Below are 17,838 nucleotides of genomic sequence, written 5' to 3' on the forward strand. Positions count from 1 at the left end.
AATACCGAACAGCCGTTTTCTTGAGAAGTTGAAAAGCAGACTCGTCTAAGGCATCAAAAAAGGCTCTAAGAAAGTCTCTTGAGGAGAACTTTTCACTATAGCAGCTAGAGATGAAACCCAACTAGCAGAGGCATTTACAGCAGGAACGCGAACCACTTTATACCCTCTTTGCAATAACATCGGAACATACAGATGGTCGATTTCATACAAAGTTTCAATATGATCTGAAACAAACCCGAAAGGTACGATCACAATATAACGCTTCTTTGTGGATAGAGAGCGGCAGACCTCCTGTGTAGAAGGCCCTAACCAAGCTCCTATACCAAATTTCGATTGAAAGGCGAGAGTTCCTTCTTTTTCGCCGAGCAAAGCCTCAAAAGAGGCTTGGCACTGTTGAGCATAAGGATCTCCTAAGCGAATATGGCGCATAGGAAGCCCGTGTACAGAAAAAAGGAAAAAACAGTCTTCTGTAGTAATTCTATGAGCTAGCAGACAATCCTCTATATGTCTTTGCATGCAGGAAATAAACTGTGGATGAACTCCGAAATGAGTAATCCATGCCAAGGGTTTTTCCGGAAGATGCTGTAAAAAAAACCGGATTATACTGCCTGTTACAGCAAAAGTATAATGCGGGAATAGAGGAACCCCAACAATATCTCCTTCACTCTCTTGCAAAGCAGCAAGAGTATTTTTATGGGTTTCTGGTAAATATCGATGAAAGGGAATCACAGAAGCCTGTAGCTCTTGAGAAAGATTTCGAGCGAGAAGCTCTGTATCTTGAAAAATAGGAGAGCCTCCTCCTAAATACGCATATTGTTGTGCTACACGACGCGTTCTACATTTCGCAATGAAGGAGAAAAGCGGTTTGTGCAACAGGGAAGGAACTCCTCCTCCAGTGACATCTCGATCTGTCAACAAAGCTTGCAGGAAGCTAAAGATTTCTCGAGAAGTCCTCGGGCCGCCAAAATTCGCTAATAAATACGTTGTCACGATCACTCTTATAGATTTCTGCTTTAGGGAAGGCGTGACTGCTGTTTAATAGCCTTATATCGTCCGGATCGACGACTTTTTGCCAGCCCAGCATTAAATCCCTCTAATAAAGAATCTGCACTGCCTCGCAGCACAACTAAACGTAGGCCTTCCTCATTAAGAGGTTCTGAAGCAATACGCAAACGCCCTTTATAAGCCGTTTCTACTAGAGCGGTCGCTTCAATCACTGGCACTAACAAAGCATCATAACGTTGTGTAGACAAAGCCTCTAAAGCGATAGGAATATGCTGATACGAATTAATCACGGCATTGGGAACATCTTGGGCGATGAGAACAGAAGAATCAAATTTATACACACCAATCAGCTTCCCTTCCAAATCTTGAAGAGATTGATAAGGAGAATTTTCGGCAACGACAAGTACAGGCCCTGTCAACAAAATAGGGTCAGAAAACTGATACCGCGCCAGCATTTCTACAGAAGGAAATACCGAAGTGAACGCTCCGCCCGTCTTCTTATCATCTACATTTTCAAAAAGATGAACCCAATCTTGGTTCACCAAGGAGATGTTCAAGCCCTCTTTGTAATTAATCTCCGAAACTAAATCATTCACAAAAGCATTGATTCCTGATGTGTAGATTCCAAACTGTTGAGGGAACCAAGTGGCATCCCTTCCTACAAGAATTTCCTGTTTTTCTCTCGAACACCCGTAGCAAAATGCCACAATAACCAAGATTAAAAAACTGAATGGCCGTAAATACTTAAATTTCACTCTAACCTCGGAGATCCGCTTAGATCTCCGAATCATATTCAAGAGAAAAATTTTTATCTACTCACTAGACCTTGCTTACGAAAAATTCGCCTATTCTTCCTTTTCCAAGATATACTCAGAAAGGAAGGTTCCCCCCGATTTTCTACGTTTTCGGATAGATAACCCTTCGACCACAATCTCTTGTAAAGCAGCGTTTTCTAAAAAAAGAATCCCCTCTGGATCTAATAACTTTTGTTGCACAACATAGGACAAGACCTCTTGCAGAAAAGCATTTTCTAAAGCGTACGGAGGATCCACGTAAATAATATCAAAAACACGCTTCTGTTTACCTAGGCGCAACAGAGCGGAACGCACATCTTGCTTGAAAATATGGACTGGTAGATTGTTGTCCAACAAAGCAAGATTAGCCCGGATTAATCGAATAGCTTCCACAGAAGAATCAATAAATGTCACGGAGCTTGCTCCCCTGCTAATAGCCTCAAAGCCCACGGATCCAGACCCAGCAAATACATCTAAAAATCGCGAATCAATGATCCGATCGGAACAGATATTAAAAACAGCCTCTTTGATAACGCCACAAGTTGGGCGTACAGCAGGATTAGAAAAAGTCTTTAAAGACTTCCCTTTGAATTTACCAGATAAAATTTTCAACGGACGACCTGTGGAATAAAATCAACGTAATCGGCAGCCACAAGCATATAATCAATCCCTCGGATTTTCCCAAATCCAGGAAAAGGCCTCGGCACCTTATGCAAATGTCCAAACAAACAATGAGAGACTCTCCCATCCGCCTCTAATAATTTAGAAACAAGGCCCGGAGAGCCATCGTTACTAATCGGAGGATAATGAGTCATAACCAGAACCTCTTCTACAGAAGAAGGCAGTTGTTTTAATGCTCGTTCCAAACGACCTAATTCTCGAAAAAAAATTTTTTCGTCTTGCTCAGTTAAAACCTTTTCATGAGACGATTCACAAGCATCTTCCCACTGGACACAAATATCTTGAGAATCCCACAAACGAACACCCACGATCGCTTGATAAGCATTAAGCAATACATACCCCTGAGAAAGATAGTGAAGGTTTTCTGGCAATACGGTAGCGAGTTTTGATGCAGAAGCAGAGCTCCAATAATCATGATTTCCCCGAATCATGTACTTTATCCCAGGAAGAGAACCTAAAAACTGGAAATCTTTCTGAGCCGCCTCTAAGCGCATAGCCCAAGAGATATCTCCCGGAAGACAAACAATATCCTCTGGGGTAATTACTTCTCGCCACCGCTTTTCTATTTTATGATGATAGCCAATCCAAGGCTCCCCAAAAACTTCCATTGTTTTTTCTGGGGCACCAAAAGATAGATGTAGATCTGCAAGGGCAAAAACACGCACAGGAACCTCTTGCTAAACAGGAAAATCAGCCCGTTATTCTGCCAACAGCCCTTGCCTTTGTCAACAGATCAAGAAAAAACTCTCTCTCTTAGAAAACATAATTATCCGGGATTTTCGTCCCTCTAGGAACAATGATAATCCCATCTCGAACCACTAACTTCCCATCAGGAGAATCATAATCTTTATGCCCCTGTAAATTTTGTAACCGCACACCATTTCCTATGCAGCAGTTTTCATCTATAATCGTTTTATGAATCTCACAGTTTTTCCCTATCCCTAAAGGAGATGTTCCCGATGTATAGGAATCGCTCCCCATCATAATGGAATGGTCGAATATAGATCCCTGGCCAATTACCCCTCGCACACCAATCACGCTATGAGATACCTGACCAGACTCAATCATTGCTCCCTCACAAAGGAGCGAACTGGAAATTTTAGAATCGGAAATGATGGCTCCAGGAAGATGATTATTTTTACTATAAATCATTCCCCTATCATCATAACAATTAAAACCCCGAACATTTTGTGAGGGACGCTGAGTCAATGCCATATTCGCTTCATAGTAGGATTCTATAGTTCCAATATCTGTCCAATAACCTTTGTACAAATAAGCAATGGTTTTCCCTCGATGCATTTGTCTGTGAATCAATTCTTTTCCAAAATCATCTCCAGTTTCTTCTAATAATAACTGGAATAGACACTCTTTGCGGAAAAGATAGATTCCCATAGATCCTAGAAAGTTTCCTTGTTGAGGATCTAAACCACATTTTTTCATCGCGGCGTTGCTTAGCCGGAAATGTTTTAAAATCTCTTCACTTTGAGGTTTTTCATAAAAATCGACTAATTTCCACTCATCATCAACTTTAAGTACCCCAAATCTGGAAACATCTTTGTCGGATACAGGCTGAGACGCTATCACCATGTCTGCCTGAGCATCAATAGCGTAGTCAACTATAGAACGAAAATCCATGTTGTACAATTGATCCCCGGACAAGATTAAGAAATACTCTATACGAGAATCTTCTAGGTAAAGAAGATTTTGCCGAATTGCATCAGCAGTCCCTTGATACCACACTTGGCTTCCATCCCGTCTTTCTGGAGCTAATAGATGGATGTGGTCTTGCATAACTCCATGATAGAAATAAGTCTTAAATAAGTGTTGTTGCAAGGTATAGGTTAGGTATTGCCCAATCACAAAAATTTTAGAAAAGCCTGAGGCAATAGCATGAGATATGGGAACATCAATGAGTTTATATCTTCCACCGAAAGACACTGTTGGCTTACAACGCCAACAAGTTAGTGGAGACAATCTCTTTCCCTCTCCCCCGCATAAGACAATAACTCCTACGTTATCTCGATAGAAATGCGACCGTTGTCGATTGATCTGCTCTTCTTTCGTCCGTTTACCAGTCATCTGTCCCCGCTCCGATAAAAAAATAATTTTAAAAACAAATTATTAAAAAAGCTAGACAAACAAAGTTATAAAAACTGCACAAACAATAAATCGATTTTATTTTTAGACGCTTGAAAAACAATTTTTATCTTTTTTGACAAAAACTTTTCTAATTTTTACAAAGAAAAGAACCCCTTACCGAGACTCCTATGCTCTTTCATCTATTTGTTGGGATCCCCATCCAAGAGCAGATTCTTGACCCCGAATCTCCTCTTCAAGTGATCTATTTTGACGGGAAAAGATTTTTAGGGATGTACAGCCAACCAGCGGAAAGCTTTTGTGTAACGGAAATAGCAGAACTTGTGAGAGCTGCTGTAATCAAATTAAATGGGGTGGCTTTTCGGAATATTCAATCCTACCAGGCCACCCCTGTCATCATTCCAGAAATCCTAATCGGATAAAAACGGCGCTTAATCTTTCAAGGACAACAGGAACTCAGTGTTACTGTTCGTCTTTTTCAACCGCCCAAGAAGCAAATGCATCGCATCAATCGCTGTCAAGCCAGCTATAGCCTGTCGGAACAGCCGAACTTTTTCTAGTTCTCCAGGGTGATATAACAACTCTTCTTTTCGTGTTCCGCTCTTGATTAAATCAATCGCAGGATAAATTCTACGATCAGAAAGATGGCGATCAAGAACCAACTCCATATTCCCGGTTCCCTTGAACTCTTCGAAGATTACCTCGTCCATTCTGGAGCCTGTATCAATTAGTGCTGTAGCTAAAATCGTTAAAGATCCTCCGCCTTCAATGTTTCTAGCTGCTCCGAAGAAACGTTTCGGCTTATGTAAAGCGCTGGCATCAACCCCACCTGTGAGAATTTTCCCAGAATGCGGTTGTACAGTGTTATACGCACGCGCTAAACGTGTAATCGAATCTAATAGGATCACAACATCCTTACCGTGTTCAACCAAACGCCGCGCCTTTTCTATCACCATTTCAGCAACTTGAATATGTCGATCGGGTTGTTCATCAAAGGTCGATGCAACAACCTCTCCCCGGACCTGACGAATCATATCTGTCACTTCCTCTGGGCGCTCATCGATCAGCAAAACAATGAGTTCTGCGTCAGGATTATTTACCGCGATAGCATGTGCAATGCTTTGCAAAATCACCGTTTTCCCCGAACGAGGAGGCGCAACGATCAGCCCTCGCTGTCCCTTACCAATTGGAGCTGTTAAATCCAATACACGCTCTGCGAGGTTTTCTTTCCCGATCTCCATGATCAAACGCTCGTTAGGATGTAGTGGAGTCAAGTTCTCAAATAACACTCGCTCCTTTGCCTTATCAGGAGTAGAACCATTGATTTTATCTACTTTCAACAGAGCAAAATACTTCTCTTTTTCCTTTGGAGAACGGATGGTTCCAACGATAGTGTCTCCCTTTTTCAAATCGAAACGACGAATTTGTGCCGGAGAAACATAAATATCCTCCGCAGAAGGAAGGTAATTGTAAGTAGGAGATCTCAGAAACCCAAAGCCATCGGGGAGCACCTCTAAAACGCCCTCTCCAATTAAAAATTCATCAGGACGTTCGGACTTAGCTTTAACGATTTCGAACACTACCTGAGATTTCGTCAGAGAACCTACATTTTTCACTCCGTACTGCCGAGCCAAAACATTTAACTCGTTGATGCCCATGCGCTGTAATTTAGCAATCTTAGTAACTGCCACTGGCTGCGAGGTTTCTTTCTCTTCTGTAGCAACAGCACTGTCTTCACTAATTTCTTTTTCCAATGATAAAGGGCCCTCGCGCCTCTTGTGCTCCTTTACCTTTTGTAAGACCTCGGCTGGACTCTCTTCTTTCATATTGTTCCCTTTAAAGCCTTAAAACATTGTTTTACTTTGCGACGAAATTCTTCCTTCGTTCCATTGTTCTCTATAACCACATCCGCTCGCAGGATTTTTTCTTCTAAAGCAGAAAAGCGTGCACACCGAAGATCGAAACTGGTATCCGAGCCTCCAGTTTTTTTAAGAAAACGCTCTTTACGTATCCCTGTATCTGCAGAGATCAAAATAACCCGATCAAACCAATCCGCATACTGAATCTCATACAACAGAGGAACTTCCACAATAAATAGAGAGTACTTTTGCTCTTGAACCACTTGTGCATATTTTTCCTCAACAAAACGACACACTTCAGGATGCAGGATCTTTTCTAAAGACAGCAATAAATCCCGGTCACCAAAAACTTTTTCAGCAATGGCCTTTCTATTAAGAGTATTCTCTATGATTATCTCTGGACCCAAAAGATCAATTACACGTTGACCCACTGAGGTATAAGGAACAAGGAAACTATGAGAAACTTTATCAGCACTAATTACAAAAGCTCCCAAATCTTCAAAAACTTGGCACGCCTCAGTTTTCCCAGAAGAGGGATCCCCAGTAACAGAAATCTTCAATAAATCTAGCATTCCGCCCAATTTTTTCCAATTAAGACATTCACAACCAAAGGAACAGACAACAACATTGCAGACTCCATCTTCTCTTGAACAAGAACTTTCAGCTCTTCCAACTCCTCCGCAGGAACTTCGAATAATAATTCGTCATGGATTTGTAATAATAACTGACTTTTTAGCCTTCTCGATACTAATTCCTTAGAAATATCTAGCATTGCTAACTTAATGAGCTCTGCAGCGCTCCCTTGTATACGAGTATTCACCGCAAGTCTGCCGGAAGCTGCTCGAGCCCCAGGAGAGCTTTCCCAATCACTCAAGATGCGTTCCCTTCCCAACATCGTTGTTACTTTTTGCTCTTTGCTAGCCTGCTCGATCGTTTGTGTAATAAATTCTGCAGCTCGAGGGTAGCGTGCAAAATAAGCGTCCATTAATCCTTGAGCCTCGCTCACGCTAATCTTCAAAATTTTTGACAACCCATAGGCCTGTTGTCCATACACAAGACCAAAATTTACAGCTTTAGCCTGATGACGTTGTCTCTTTGTCACTTGTTCCAAAGGAACATTGAAAACCTGCGAAGCAGTGAAAGCATGAATATCTTCGCCAGAATTGAAAGCCTGCTTCAAGGTCTCGTCCTGGCTAAGATGGGCAAGAAACCGTAACTCAATCTGAGAATAATCAGCGGCCAAAAAATAATCATTTTCTTTTTTAACTCGAAATGCCTCTCGAAGCAATCTCCCCCTTTCTGACCGTACTGGAATATTTTGAAGATTTGGGTCCTGACAAGCAAGTCTTCCTGTTACAGTCCCTACTTGGTTGAAGGTCGGATGGACTCTATGTGTTCTGCTATCTGTCTGTTTAGGCAAAGCGCGAACATAGGTCGACAACATTTTTTCTGTGGCACGGAATGCTAAAATTTTGGAAACAATTTCGTGGGCACCCTCTAAAGCCTCTAATACCTCAGCCTTAGTAGACTTTGCTTTATCCACAGGCTCTATTCCTAATCGGTGATACAAGACATCTGCTAATTGCTTGGGAGATTTAATATTAAACTCACATCCAGCAAGAGCATAAATTTCTTGGGTATAGGCTTCGAGCTCTTGAGATAAGTCCTTATCCAGCATGGATAAGCTTGAACAGTCTAGAGGCATCCCTGCGCGTTCCATAGCAAATAAAATAGCTTCTAACGGCTGTTCAACGGTTTCAAAAATGTTTTTGAGCCCCTTTTCTTCTAACTTCGCAAACAAATTATTTTTAACATCTAGCAATCGCGAAACGAATGTTCCAAAATATTGCTCAGGGTGCCGAGGAAGACTTTGCACAGGAAGAGAACTGGCCCCCCATTCTTTTGCAAAGAAGGCAGCTTCTTGAATATATCCAGCTTCAACTAAAAGCTTTTGAAAAGAAATTTTTGCTCCCCCACTAACCAAATGTTCCGCTAAAACCAAATCGGCAGTTACGTGAACATCTATTCCGAGATTTTTTAAAGCGTGGTTATCCCGTTTGGTGCGGTAACCAAAAAATTTAGTTGTAGCATCCCCAAAAAAGGGTTTAAGTAAAGCGATCTCCTGCTCTCCAAACACCTCTATATAAAACACTTCATCTTTCCCAGATAAAGCAACTCCTTGCACACGCAAGGATGGTAAATGCTCTCCAGTATAGGCAACACAATACCCAACTTCACCACCAGCTAATCTTTCTAAAACTGCTTGCAAAGTAACAGGATCTCGCACCATTTGCACAGAAACTGGGCTCTCGGACATTTCTGTATGCCGAACTAAAGCATTAAACCCATGTTGTAAATAAAATGTGTTCAGCCGTGTGATATCCACATTCTGCGGAGAGAAAACCATCTCTTCAGTTTTCAAAGGAAGCGCAAGATCCGCGTGAAGAGTAGCAAGACGCTTACTTAAGAGAAGAGTCTCAAGCTGCTCCTCTATCATTTGTTTATTTTTCCCCGACAAACGTTGAACATTAGCAGCTAAATCTTCTACCGAGCGAAACTCTTTAAGTAATGCTTGAGCTTTCTTAGGCCCACAACCTGAAACACCTGGAATATTATCAGAAGAATCCCCAACCAAAGCTAAATAATCAGCGATCTGCTCAGGAGCGACCCCAAACTGCTTCAAGACTTCGTCATAGCGGATTTCTTGTTCTTTCCACGGATTAAAAACAGAAACATGCTTATCCACTAACTGCAATAAGTCCTTATCTGCTGTACACACACAAACTTCAAAACCATCTGCTACAGCTTTTTTAGTAACACTGGCAATCACATCGTCAGCTTCTACCCCTTCCTTTTCCAGACAAGAGATCCCAGCTAACTCACAATACTGCTTCACCAGGTTAATTTGTTCAGGCAAATCTTCTAACTGCCGATCGCGATTCCTTTTATAATCCGCATAGAGCTCCTGACGGCTTAATTTATTATTCGGACCATCAAACACAGCCACGATGTATTCGGGAGCGAGATCATTAATTAATTTATCTAAAGAACGGATAAACCCGAATACCGCTTGGGTACTCTCCCCTTTGGGGCCTCTCATCTCAGGAAGGGCAAAATATGCTCGAAAAACAAATCCTGAAACATCTAAAACGAAAAGTTTTTTCATCTGCATCACCCCAGCCTTTAATCCATGTACCACAAAGATTTTTGTTGCTGGTCAGGTAATACTGTCCATTGGAATTTACCTGTCACAAGCGGGCTGTTACTCAAACAGCAGGAAAATCGTTTTAGAAAATGACCAGAGCTCAAGCCAATAACTCGATAAGTTTCTTTGGCTCCACATACTTCGGCAAGATCTTCCAAGGCCTGTTCTTGAGTCAGATTAACAGCATCAACAAGGCCCTCTTCTAACGCCTGTTTAGCAATAAACACACGAGCGCCCAAAACCTGAGTCACACGATCCTTAGACAATTGTGGGCGATTTTTAACAACATGATCCACAAACTGTTCATAAAAGGCGTCGACTATAGCTTGCCGCTCTGCATATTCTTCTTCTGTCCATGGCGAGAATGGATTTAAAGGAGCTTTATCCTGTCCTGCCGTAAGAATAGCCGTTTCCACCCCATGCCGCTGGAGCCCTTCCTTAACATTAAAATATGGTCCTGATCGAACTCCAATGGAACCAATTAAAGCGCTAGAGGTTGTTCCAATTCGATCAGCTACGCATGCAACATGATATCCCCCAGAAGCACAAAGCCCCGATACAAAAACGTGAACGGGAATTTCTAATTGCTTCTTCCAGAAAGCAAGAGTTGCGCTCATGCGATCAACTTCAAAAATCTCTCCTCCAGGGCAATCCATTTTAATTAAAAGCCCCTTCACTCTACCTTTATACGGAGCCTCATTTAAGCGTTGCAAAGCAGATTGCAGCCGCTTAGCTGCCCCATTACTAGACATAAGCGCATCGTTAATCTCAATGACAGCTAGAATAGGAGCGGTCTTCCCTAGCTCTTGAACCTCTCCCTGAGCGTTAGGAAGATTTACAAAAAGAGCATTGTCTCCGGATCCTAAGAACAAAGAAAATACAATAAAGATGACGCTCAAAGCTCCGACAACACCAACAGATAAACCGCAGGTAGATAAAAAACCTTTTAATAAAAATCGAAAAAAATTCTTCATAAAAACCCAAATAAATCTATTAATTGCTTTTCGCATTAGAAACAAAACGGTACTAAAACACGGGGATTATAAAAAGAATTTTTAAATAAAAAATTAAAAGACCTGGGATAAAAATCTCAGGTCTTTTTTCTTGCTAGGCTACAAAGTAGTGACGACCTCTTCTCGCGTTTCAGCCTCAGGAGCAGAGATTTTGCCTTCTTCATCCAAAGAAGATGTTTCGCCAGCAAGCTTGGCTCTGCTTAAAGCAGCAGTTTTAGCTTCGTACTCTTTACCTAACCAAGCAACTACAGCGATCCAACATCCCAAAGCTAGCAACAAAATAATCGTAATCACATTTAAACTAGCCGCGACAGAAGAGAAGATAATCAAGAGCCCTTGATAAACCAAAGATCCACCAGACTTCCCAACTCTAGAAATCACCCCATCGATGGCAGCTTTCCCATAGTTTTTCTCATCGTCTTCCAAGGGGATAAAGGCCATTTCTTTAGTTTGATCAAAATATGTGAATTTAATCGCCCTAGAGAACACATTCTGCATCCCCCCAAGCCAAGCAGTAAGAACCAGCGGGGAAATGCCGAGGAATCCTCCCCAAACCATCGCATCGCCTTTGAAGGCATAGATTGCGCCGAAGAAAAGCGCTCCCGTTATTAACATTGTTAGCGGAGTCACCAAGGCCCCCACAGTCCATCCCCATCGACGAATGCTCTGCCCTGCAGCAAAAACCCCCGTTACAGCAGACACAACTCCGGTAAGGGTTGTAATCCTACTCATATAAGAATTAAATTCTACCCGAGAGGTATAGATTTGACAAACTTGGGCCTTCCAAACAACTTCAAAAAGGTGAATAACAAGATTATAAGCGAGAACAACTATGGCAATTCCCATTAAATAGCGGGAACGAAGGAGAAGAGAGAAAAGACTTTTTGCTTTTGCCTTGGGACGCTTCTTCTCCTTTTTAAGCTGTGCCATAGACATTTCTGCCGCTAATCCATCTCCTAATACCAAAGATTCCTCCGACAACCGATCTAATCTTTGGTATAAATAGAGAATCCCCCCTCCTGCGGCCACAACCAATAAAGTAATATTAAGTAATACTTCGTGCCAGGGATCCACTGCCATAGGGAAGGCAATCAACACATGTTTACCTAGCCACAAAGACATCTCCCCCGCAAAAATAGAAGAGAGATTTAATCCTGTATTAATGAGAGCGTAAAAACGCCCCGCTTCACGCACACTCGTAATATGGTTAGCTACCCCCCAAAATAGGGTAGATAGAACAACAGAACTCCATAGCTCAGACATCACATAATACAAGCTATAGCTCCAGTACTGAACCATAACCACGAATCCCCGCACCCCTGGAGGCAAAATAGATTGTAGCTTTGCGGCCAGACCGTTTAGATGCAGCGAATCTCCCATAGGGTAAATCACCGCAGCAAACAAAGCGAAAAAGCCTAAAAAACCACCAACAATAGAGCAGAAAACGGTGCTCCTCGAATAGCGGCGGCTCATCCACCCATAAATCATGGTAACAATAACGGCTCCCGGAACAATCCCCCAAACTTTTAAGAAAGGAATGACTTCCGCTCCCGCTCGAGACCCAACTAGAACTAGCGAGTCTTTCGTGGTTTTTAATAGAGCGTAGTTAAAACCTACAAAAAAAGCTAAAAAGAATAATGGTAAAAATTTAGAGAATTCTGATCTGTGGATGGGGAAAAAGTACCCCCGGAACTTCGAAAAGGACTTCACCTCGGAAGACATATACTCCTTCCTAATTTAATAAATATTGAAGACTTTGGGAAAATAACTCGCGATGCGAAGAAGCTCGCATACTTTTGAACTTTAGAACAACAACTGCTGGACGCTTGGCGATGCATAATCACAAGATTTTTATAAAATCTAGGGAACAAGGATAGCGCACTCGCGGCTAAAATTCAAGCTCTTGATCACCCCCGCCTCCTTCTCTCCTTGAGCAGCTACTCCACACAGTGTCGTCTGTAATCCAGAACCCTCTCTAAAAAATAGAGAGCCCCAACAACCACTAGGGGAGTTAACCAGACCTCGGGGATCCGCATTCCAAGCGTCTCCCCAAACAAAATAAAGAATTGAATAACTGTAAAGATCTTACCAAAAGATAAGGCTCTATAGTCATATCCCTTCCATCCCCTAACCCAGAAGAGGTAAAATCCAAAAAATACCAAGAAAATATCTCTAGAAAAAATCAAAGCAAGATGTGTCAGCCCTAAAGAATTTTCCCAAAACAGGACTCCCACACAAATCAAAAAAAAGATTTTATCTGTAGCAGGATCAAGTATAGACCCTAAACGACTTGTAGCATTGTACCGCCTAGCCAAATAGCCATCTAGAACATCGCTAACCATCGCAGCAAAAATGACCAAGAGTCTTGTAACCGTTCTCTCCTGGAAAAAAAGAAGAGCTAGCCACACCCTGGATAAAGAAAGGAGATTGCAGAAATGTCTCATAACATTGATTCGGAAGCTTACCTTTAAAATTCTTAGCCTCCAGCGCAATGACACACATTATGCAACATAGACACTCTAAAAGCAAGAAGAGAGTTACCCACGATTCTTGCCATTTCTCTCAGCTTGTCAACAAAAAATTCTAAAGAACAAACGGTTTTGAAAAATCAAAAAAAGAAACGGAAAGAGAGGGATTCGAACCCTCGGTACCCTTTAAGGGGTACGCGTCCTTAGCAGGGACGTACTTTCGACCACTCAGTCATCTTTCCATAGAAACAATCGGTCTACGAACCCGAAGGACAAATCTACACGAGAGGATTTTTTTTGAAAAGCATAAGAGTTTTCCTCTTTTCAAAAGAGCGTTTTTAACTTAAACGGAAAACACTTTTCTTTATCGCCTTTCCTCTTGAGGATATATCACGAGATCCCCTAACCTGGCGCGAGGGATTCATTTACTAATAATAAACACCACCCTCCCACTATGGCAACCCAAACAAAGAAACCCCACTCTCCCCAGCTCATCTCTCTTCCTAATTCTAAGGAATCCGAAATGATCGTGTTAGGGTGTATGTTAACAAACGTGAATCACCTTAACCTGGCGGCCAACCTTTTACAGGAAGAAGACTTCTATTTCTTAGAGCATCGCATTATTTTTCGCGTATTACAAGATGCCTTTAAATCAGACCGTCCTATGGACCCCCATCTTACAGGGGAAGAGCTGAAACGCCGAGATCAGCTAAACGTCATTGGAGGAGCTTCTTACCTCATCACTTTATCCGAATTTGCAGGGACTTCTGCTTATATCGAAGAGTATGCAGAGATCATCCGTTCCAAATCTATTTTAAGGAAAATGATCCAAGCGGCTAAAGACATCGAAAAGAAAGCCTCTGAGGAGCCTCGCGATGTAACCACCGCCCTAGACGACGCTCAAAACCTATTATTCCGAATAAGCCAGACAACCAACCTAGCTCCCTACGTCCTTGTTTCCGATAAACTCAAAGGAGTCTCTTCTGCCAAAGACAAATCCTTTTTACTCGCTTTACAAGAACGTCAAGAAGCCTTTCAAGCTAGCTCCCACGATGCAAACATCCCAACACTTTCAGGGTTTCCTACGCATTTCCTGGATCTGGATAAAATGATTAACGGGTTCAGCCCCTCTAACCTCATTATTTTGGCTGCACGGCCCGCTATGGGGAAAACCGCTTTAGCCCTTAACATTGTAGAAAATTTTTGTTTTGAAAGCCGTCTTCCCGTCGGAATTTTTTCTCTAGAAATGACCGTAGATCAACTGATTCACCGGATCATCTGTTCTCGTTCTGAAGTTGAAGCCAGAAAAATTAGTGTTGGAGATATCTCCGGTCGCGATTTCCAGCGAGTGGTCTCAGTGGTTCGCCAAATGGAAGAGCATACTTTACTAATAGACGACTATCCAGGCTTAAAAATCACAGATCTTCGAGCTCGAGCTCGAAGAATGAAAGAAAGCTACGATATCCAATTTCTTGTTATTGACTACCTCCAGCTGATCTCTAGCTCCGGCAACTTAAGGAATTCTGATTCTCGCAACCAAGAAATTTCAGAAATTTCTCGAATGCTTAAAAATTTGGCGCGAGAATTAAATATCCCTATTCTTTGTCTCTCACAATTATCCAGAAAAGTTGAAGATAGAGCAAATCACAGACCTTTAATGAGTGATTTACGCGAAAGTGGAAGTATCGAACAAGATGCAGACCAAATCATATTCCTCCTTCGTCGTGAATACTACGACCCTAACGATAAACCTGGAACGGCAGAGTTAATTGTCGCCAAAAATCGCCATGGTTCAATAGGTTCTGTACAATTAGTTTTTGAAAAAGACTTCGCTCGATTCCGAAATTTCGCTGGATGCGAATTCCCTGGATAAACAAGTTTATTCCAAAAAATTGACCACCATTGTAAACTTCTGCCCATCACTGGTAAAAGCCGGAGATGCACTTTGAGAAAAGCCCGGAGGGAGTCGAGCACATGCTCGATTCCCGAAGGATTTGTTGCAGCTTTTCGAAAGACTTACTTATTATTCTTTGCGTAACTTATTAAGAAGAAAACCATGTCATCTGTTAAGAAAAAACGAAGACTTAAGATCGCCAAACACAAGCGAAAAAAAAGACGCAGAAGAGATCGTCATAAAAACAGATAGTTAAATCGTTTGGGTTTTATGTGGACGTTCCCCGTTGAATACGATGTAATAGTCATTGGCGCAGGACACGCTGGTTGTGAGGCCGCGTATTGTGCTGCTAAAATGGGGGCTTCTGTCCTACTTTTGACCTCAAACTTGGATACTATAGCAAAGCTCAGTTGTAATCCTGCTGTAGGGGGCATTGGTAAGGGACATATTGTCCGAGAAATAGATGCTCTCGGTGGGATTATGGCTGAAGTTACTGATTTGTCAGGAATTCAGTTTCGCATTCTAAATCAAACTAAGGGGCCTGCAGTACGAGCTCCTCGAGCTCAAGTAGACAAACAGTTGTATCATATCCATATGAAACAACTGTTAGAGCAGGTTGCTGGCTTGCATATTATGCAAGGAACGGCCGAATCTATCTTAGATGATGGCGAAAAGGTTTTGGGAGTTTCTACGAAGGAAGGCTGGGCTTACTCTGGGAAAACCGTCGTTTTATCTTCAGGGACTTTTATGCAAGGGCTCATCCATATCGGCTCCCAGAACTTCTCTGGAGGACGGTTAGGAGATGCAGCATCCTTTGGACTGTCTAAAGATCTAAAACGGTTAGGTTTCCCTCTAGGACGCTTGAAGACCGGGACTCCTGCTCGCTTGCTATCTTCGTCTATTAACTTTTCCGTGATGGAAGAGCAACCTGGCGATGAGAATGTGTGTTTCGTGCATCGCGAGGAAGCTTTTATTCCCAAACTCCCCCAAGTTTCTTGTCACATCACTCACACCACAGACAAAACGAAAGAGCTAATCACTAGTAATCTTCATCGTTCTGCTTTGTACGGAGGCCGCATAGAAAGTGTTGGTCCACGATATTGTCCTTCTATAGAAGACAAAATTGTGAAATTTGCGGATAAAGATCGCCACCATATTTTTATCGAACCAGAAGGACTTCATACACAAGAAGTCTACGTGAACGGACTTTCCACATCGATGCCTTTCGATGTACAATATGAAATTATTCGATCCGTGGCTGGTTTAGAAAATGCAATCATTACCCGGCCAGCCTATGCTATAGAATACGATTATATCCAAGGGAATGTAATCTACCCTTCTTTGGAGTCTAAGATTCTTGAAGGATTATTCTTGTGTGGGCAAATCAATGGAACAACAGGCTATGAAGAGGCTGCTGCGCAAGGCTTGATTGCAGGAGTTAATGCGGTAAACAAAGTCTTACATCGCCCACCTTTTGTTCCTAGTCGCCAGGAATCATATATTGGGGTCATGCTAGATGATCTTACGACTCAAGTATTGGATGAGCCCTATCGCATGTTCACCAGTAGAGCTGAGCACCGTCTACTGTTACGTCAGGATAACGCAGGCTTGCGACTTGCTCATTACGGACATGCTTTAGGATTGTTATCCAGCGAACGTTATTCCATGTTTCAGGCACAAAAAACTTGTATAGAACAAGAGAAAGAGCGCTTAGAGAAAACCTTTAGAAAATATGGTGATACGGTTGCTTCATTAGCAAAAGTTTTATGCCGTCCAGAAGTTTCTTATCAACAGCTTCTTACAGAATTTCCGGAAGATGTTAAAGATTTAGGGCCGGTGATTAGCGCCTCCTTAGAAATGGAGATCAAGTATGCAGGCTACATCTCCCGACAGCAAGCACTTATCCGTAATATGGAGAAGTCTGAAAATATTGTGATTCCAGAAGATATGGATTACCACAGTATTTCTGCTCTTAGCTTAGAAGCTAGAGAAAAGCTTTCTAAATTTACTCCTCGCACCATTGGATCTGCAGCAAGAATTTCAGGGATTTCTGTAGCAGACATTCAAGTGCTCATGGTCTCTTTGAGAAAAGATGGTCTTTGATTGCGTTTTCGTTCATTACCAAGGGCTCCCTATTTTTAAACAATTGCAGATAGAAGAAGCGTTGCTTCGCAACTCTTCTCAAAACTTTTGTTTAGTAAATACCAATCCTCCAGAAGCCGTTGTGTTAGGTATTTCTCGGAAACCCGAACAGGATTTGTATGTAGAACATTTAAGATCAGACAACATCCCAATCATTCGTCGCTATAGTGGTGGTGGAACAGTTTTTTTAGATGCGGATAGTCTCATGGTTTCCTGGATTATGAACTCTCCCTCTCCCATGCCATCTTCAAAACAGCTTTTGCAATGGACTAGCACCATCTACGCGCCCATCTTCCCCTCAGGATTCAAGGTTATAGATAATGACTACACGCTTTTTGAAAAAAAAATCGGAGGGAATGCTCAATACATTCAGAAACACAGATGGGTTCATCACACAACGTTTCTTTGGGATATGAATCCTCAAAAGCTTGCTCGTTATCTTCCTATTCCTCAAATCCAGCCAGCTTATCGTCAGAACCGTTCCCATACGGATTTCTTAACGACTATCCACTCCTGGTTTGATTCAAAAGAGGATTTTTTATCTAAATTACGCCACTCTGCAGCGCACAAAATAGTTTGGAAGGAAGGTTCTCAACAAATGATCGCTGAAGCGCTCAGCCAGCCCCACCGTCAAGCCACGCAGATTCTTTGATCCCTCCCTACACAAGTAAAGAAGGAGG

Annotated in this window: 16 protein-coding genes and 1 tRNA gene; 5 read left to right on the top strand and 12 right to left on the bottom strand. The window is 42.1% G+C overall.

Annotated elements, in window-relative coordinates:
• Positions 1 to 45: 45 nt before the first annotated feature.
• The 5 genes from hemH to glgC form a co-directional block, all read right to left on the bottom strand.
• On the bottom strand, positions 46 to 990 hold the full coding sequence (hemH, locus tag B6E89_RS02650; RefSeq protein ID WP_080121795.1) for a ferrochelatase: 945 nt from the start codon (positions 988 to 990) through the stop codon (positions 46 to 48).
• Between the two features lie 23 nt (positions 991 to 1,013).
• Positions 1,014 to 1,796: a transporter substrate-binding domain-containing protein gene (locus B6E89_RS02655; protein ID WP_080123853.1), complete on the bottom strand. Its 783-nt coding sequence runs from the start codon at positions 1,794 to 1,796 to the stop codon at positions 1,014 to 1,016.
• 54 nt (positions 1,797 to 1,850) lie between these two features.
• Entirely contained in the window at positions 1,851 to 2,411 is a 561-nt protein-coding gene (rsmD, locus tag B6E89_RS02660) for a 16S rRNA (guanine(966)-N(2))-methyltransferase RsmD (RefSeq protein ID WP_080121521.1), read from the bottom strand.
• Positions 2,408 to 3,145: a metallophosphoesterase gene (locus tag B6E89_RS02665; RefSeq protein ID WP_080123854.1), complete on the bottom strand. Its 738-nt coding sequence runs from the start codon at positions 3,143 to 3,145 to the stop codon at positions 2,408 to 2,410. Before B6E89_RS02665 ends, rsmD begins: the two co-directional genes overlap by 4 nt.
• Positions 3,146 to 3,233: 88 nt before the next feature.
• On the bottom strand, positions 3,234 to 4,559 hold the full coding sequence (gene glgC / locus B6E89_RS02670) for a glucose-1-phosphate adenylyltransferase (protein ID WP_035406769.1): 1,326 nt from the start codon (positions 4,557 to 4,559) through the stop codon (positions 3,234 to 3,236).
• A 188-nt stretch (positions 4,560 to 4,747) separates the two neighbouring features.
• On the opposite strand from glgC, the gene B6E89_RS02675 reads away from it, so the two are divergent.
• Entirely contained in the window at positions 4,748 to 4,999 is a 252-nt protein-coding gene (locus B6E89_RS02675) for a hypothetical protein (protein WP_035406772.1), read from the top strand.
• 9 nt (positions 5,000 to 5,008) lie between these two features.
• Here the strand turns inward: B6E89_RS02675 and rho are convergent, their stop codons facing one another.
• The 7 genes from rho to B6E89_RS02710 form a co-directional block, all read right to left on the bottom strand.
• On the bottom strand, positions 5,009 to 6,403 hold the full coding sequence (gene rho / locus B6E89_RS02680; RefSeq protein ID WP_035406775.1) for a transcription termination factor Rho: 1,395 nt from the start codon (positions 6,401 to 6,403) through the stop codon (positions 5,009 to 5,011).
• Positions 6,400 to 7,008, bottom strand: a complete 609-nt coding sequence (coaE, locus tag B6E89_RS02685) for a dephospho-CoA kinase (RefSeq protein WP_080123097.1) — start codon at positions 7,006 to 7,008, stop codon at positions 6,400 to 6,402. Before coaE ends, rho begins: the two co-directional genes overlap by 4 nt.
• Complete coding sequence (gene polA, locus B6E89_RS02690; protein WP_080133264.1) at positions 7,002 to 9,602, bottom strand: DNA polymerase I; 2,601 nt, start codon at positions 9,600 to 9,602, stop codon at positions 7,002 to 7,004. Before polA ends, coaE begins: the two co-directional genes overlap by 7 nt.
• A 17-nt stretch (positions 9,603 to 9,619) precedes the next feature.
• Positions 9,620 to 10,615, bottom strand: coding sequence for a S49 family peptidase (locus tag B6E89_RS02695; RefSeq protein WP_080133106.1), 996 nt, complete (start codon positions 10,613 to 10,615; stop codon positions 9,620 to 9,622).
• 138 nt (positions 10,616 to 10,753) lie between these two features.
• Positions 10,754 to 12,376, bottom strand: a complete 1,623-nt coding sequence (gene npt2 / locus B6E89_RS02700) for an NTP/H+ exchange transporter Npt2 (protein ID WP_080133107.1) — start codon at positions 12,374 to 12,376, stop codon at positions 10,754 to 10,756.
• 215 nt (positions 12,377 to 12,591) lie between these two features.
• Positions 12,592 to 13,098, bottom strand: coding sequence for a CDP-alcohol phosphatidyltransferase family protein (locus tag B6E89_RS02705; protein ID WP_080133108.1), 507 nt, complete (start codon positions 13,096 to 13,098; stop codon positions 12,592 to 12,594).
• Between the two features lie 177 nt (positions 13,099 to 13,275).
• Positions 13,276 to 13,364, bottom strand: a tRNA-Ser gene (locus B6E89_RS02710).
• Positions 13,365 to 13,576: 212 nt separating this feature from the next.
• Here B6E89_RS02710 and dnaB point away from each other — a divergent pair.
• From dnaB to B6E89_RS02730, 4 genes are all read left to right on the top strand, one after another.
• Positions 13,577 to 14,995 (top strand): replicative DNA helicase, encoded by a 1,419-nt coding sequence (dnaB, locus tag B6E89_RS02715; protein WP_035406790.1) that lies wholly within the window; start codon positions 13,577 to 13,579, stop codon positions 14,993 to 14,995.
• A 183-nt stretch (positions 14,996 to 15,178) separates the two neighbouring features.
• A complete protein-coding gene (locus B6E89_RS05050; RefSeq protein ID WP_071804592.1) occupies positions 15,179 to 15,268 on the top strand; it encodes an AURKAIP1/COX24 domain-containing protein in 90 nt (29 codons plus the stop codon).
• 18 nt (positions 15,269 to 15,286) lie between these two features.
• The gene (gene mnmG / locus B6E89_RS02725) at positions 15,287 to 17,119 is read left to right on the top strand and encodes a tRNA uridine-5-carboxymethylaminomethyl(34) synthesis enzyme MnmG (RefSeq protein ID WP_080133109.1); all 1,833 of its coding nucleotides are present in this window, start codon (positions 15,287 to 15,289) and stop codon (positions 17,117 to 17,119) included.
• Positions 17,109 to 17,810, top strand: a complete 702-nt coding sequence (locus B6E89_RS02730; RefSeq protein ID WP_080126692.1) for a lipoate--protein ligase family protein — start codon at positions 17,109 to 17,111, stop codon at positions 17,808 to 17,810. The genes mnmG and B6E89_RS02730 overlap by 11 nt, the downstream gene beginning before the upstream one ends.
• The last annotated feature ends 28 nt before the right edge of the window (positions 17,811 to 17,838 follow it).

Origin of the sequence: Chlamydia suis (assembly GCF_900169085.1) — a bacterium.
In the GTDB taxonomy this organism is placed as follows: domain Bacteria; phylum Chlamydiota; class Chlamydiia; order Chlamydiales; family Chlamydiaceae; genus Chlamydia; species Chlamydia suis.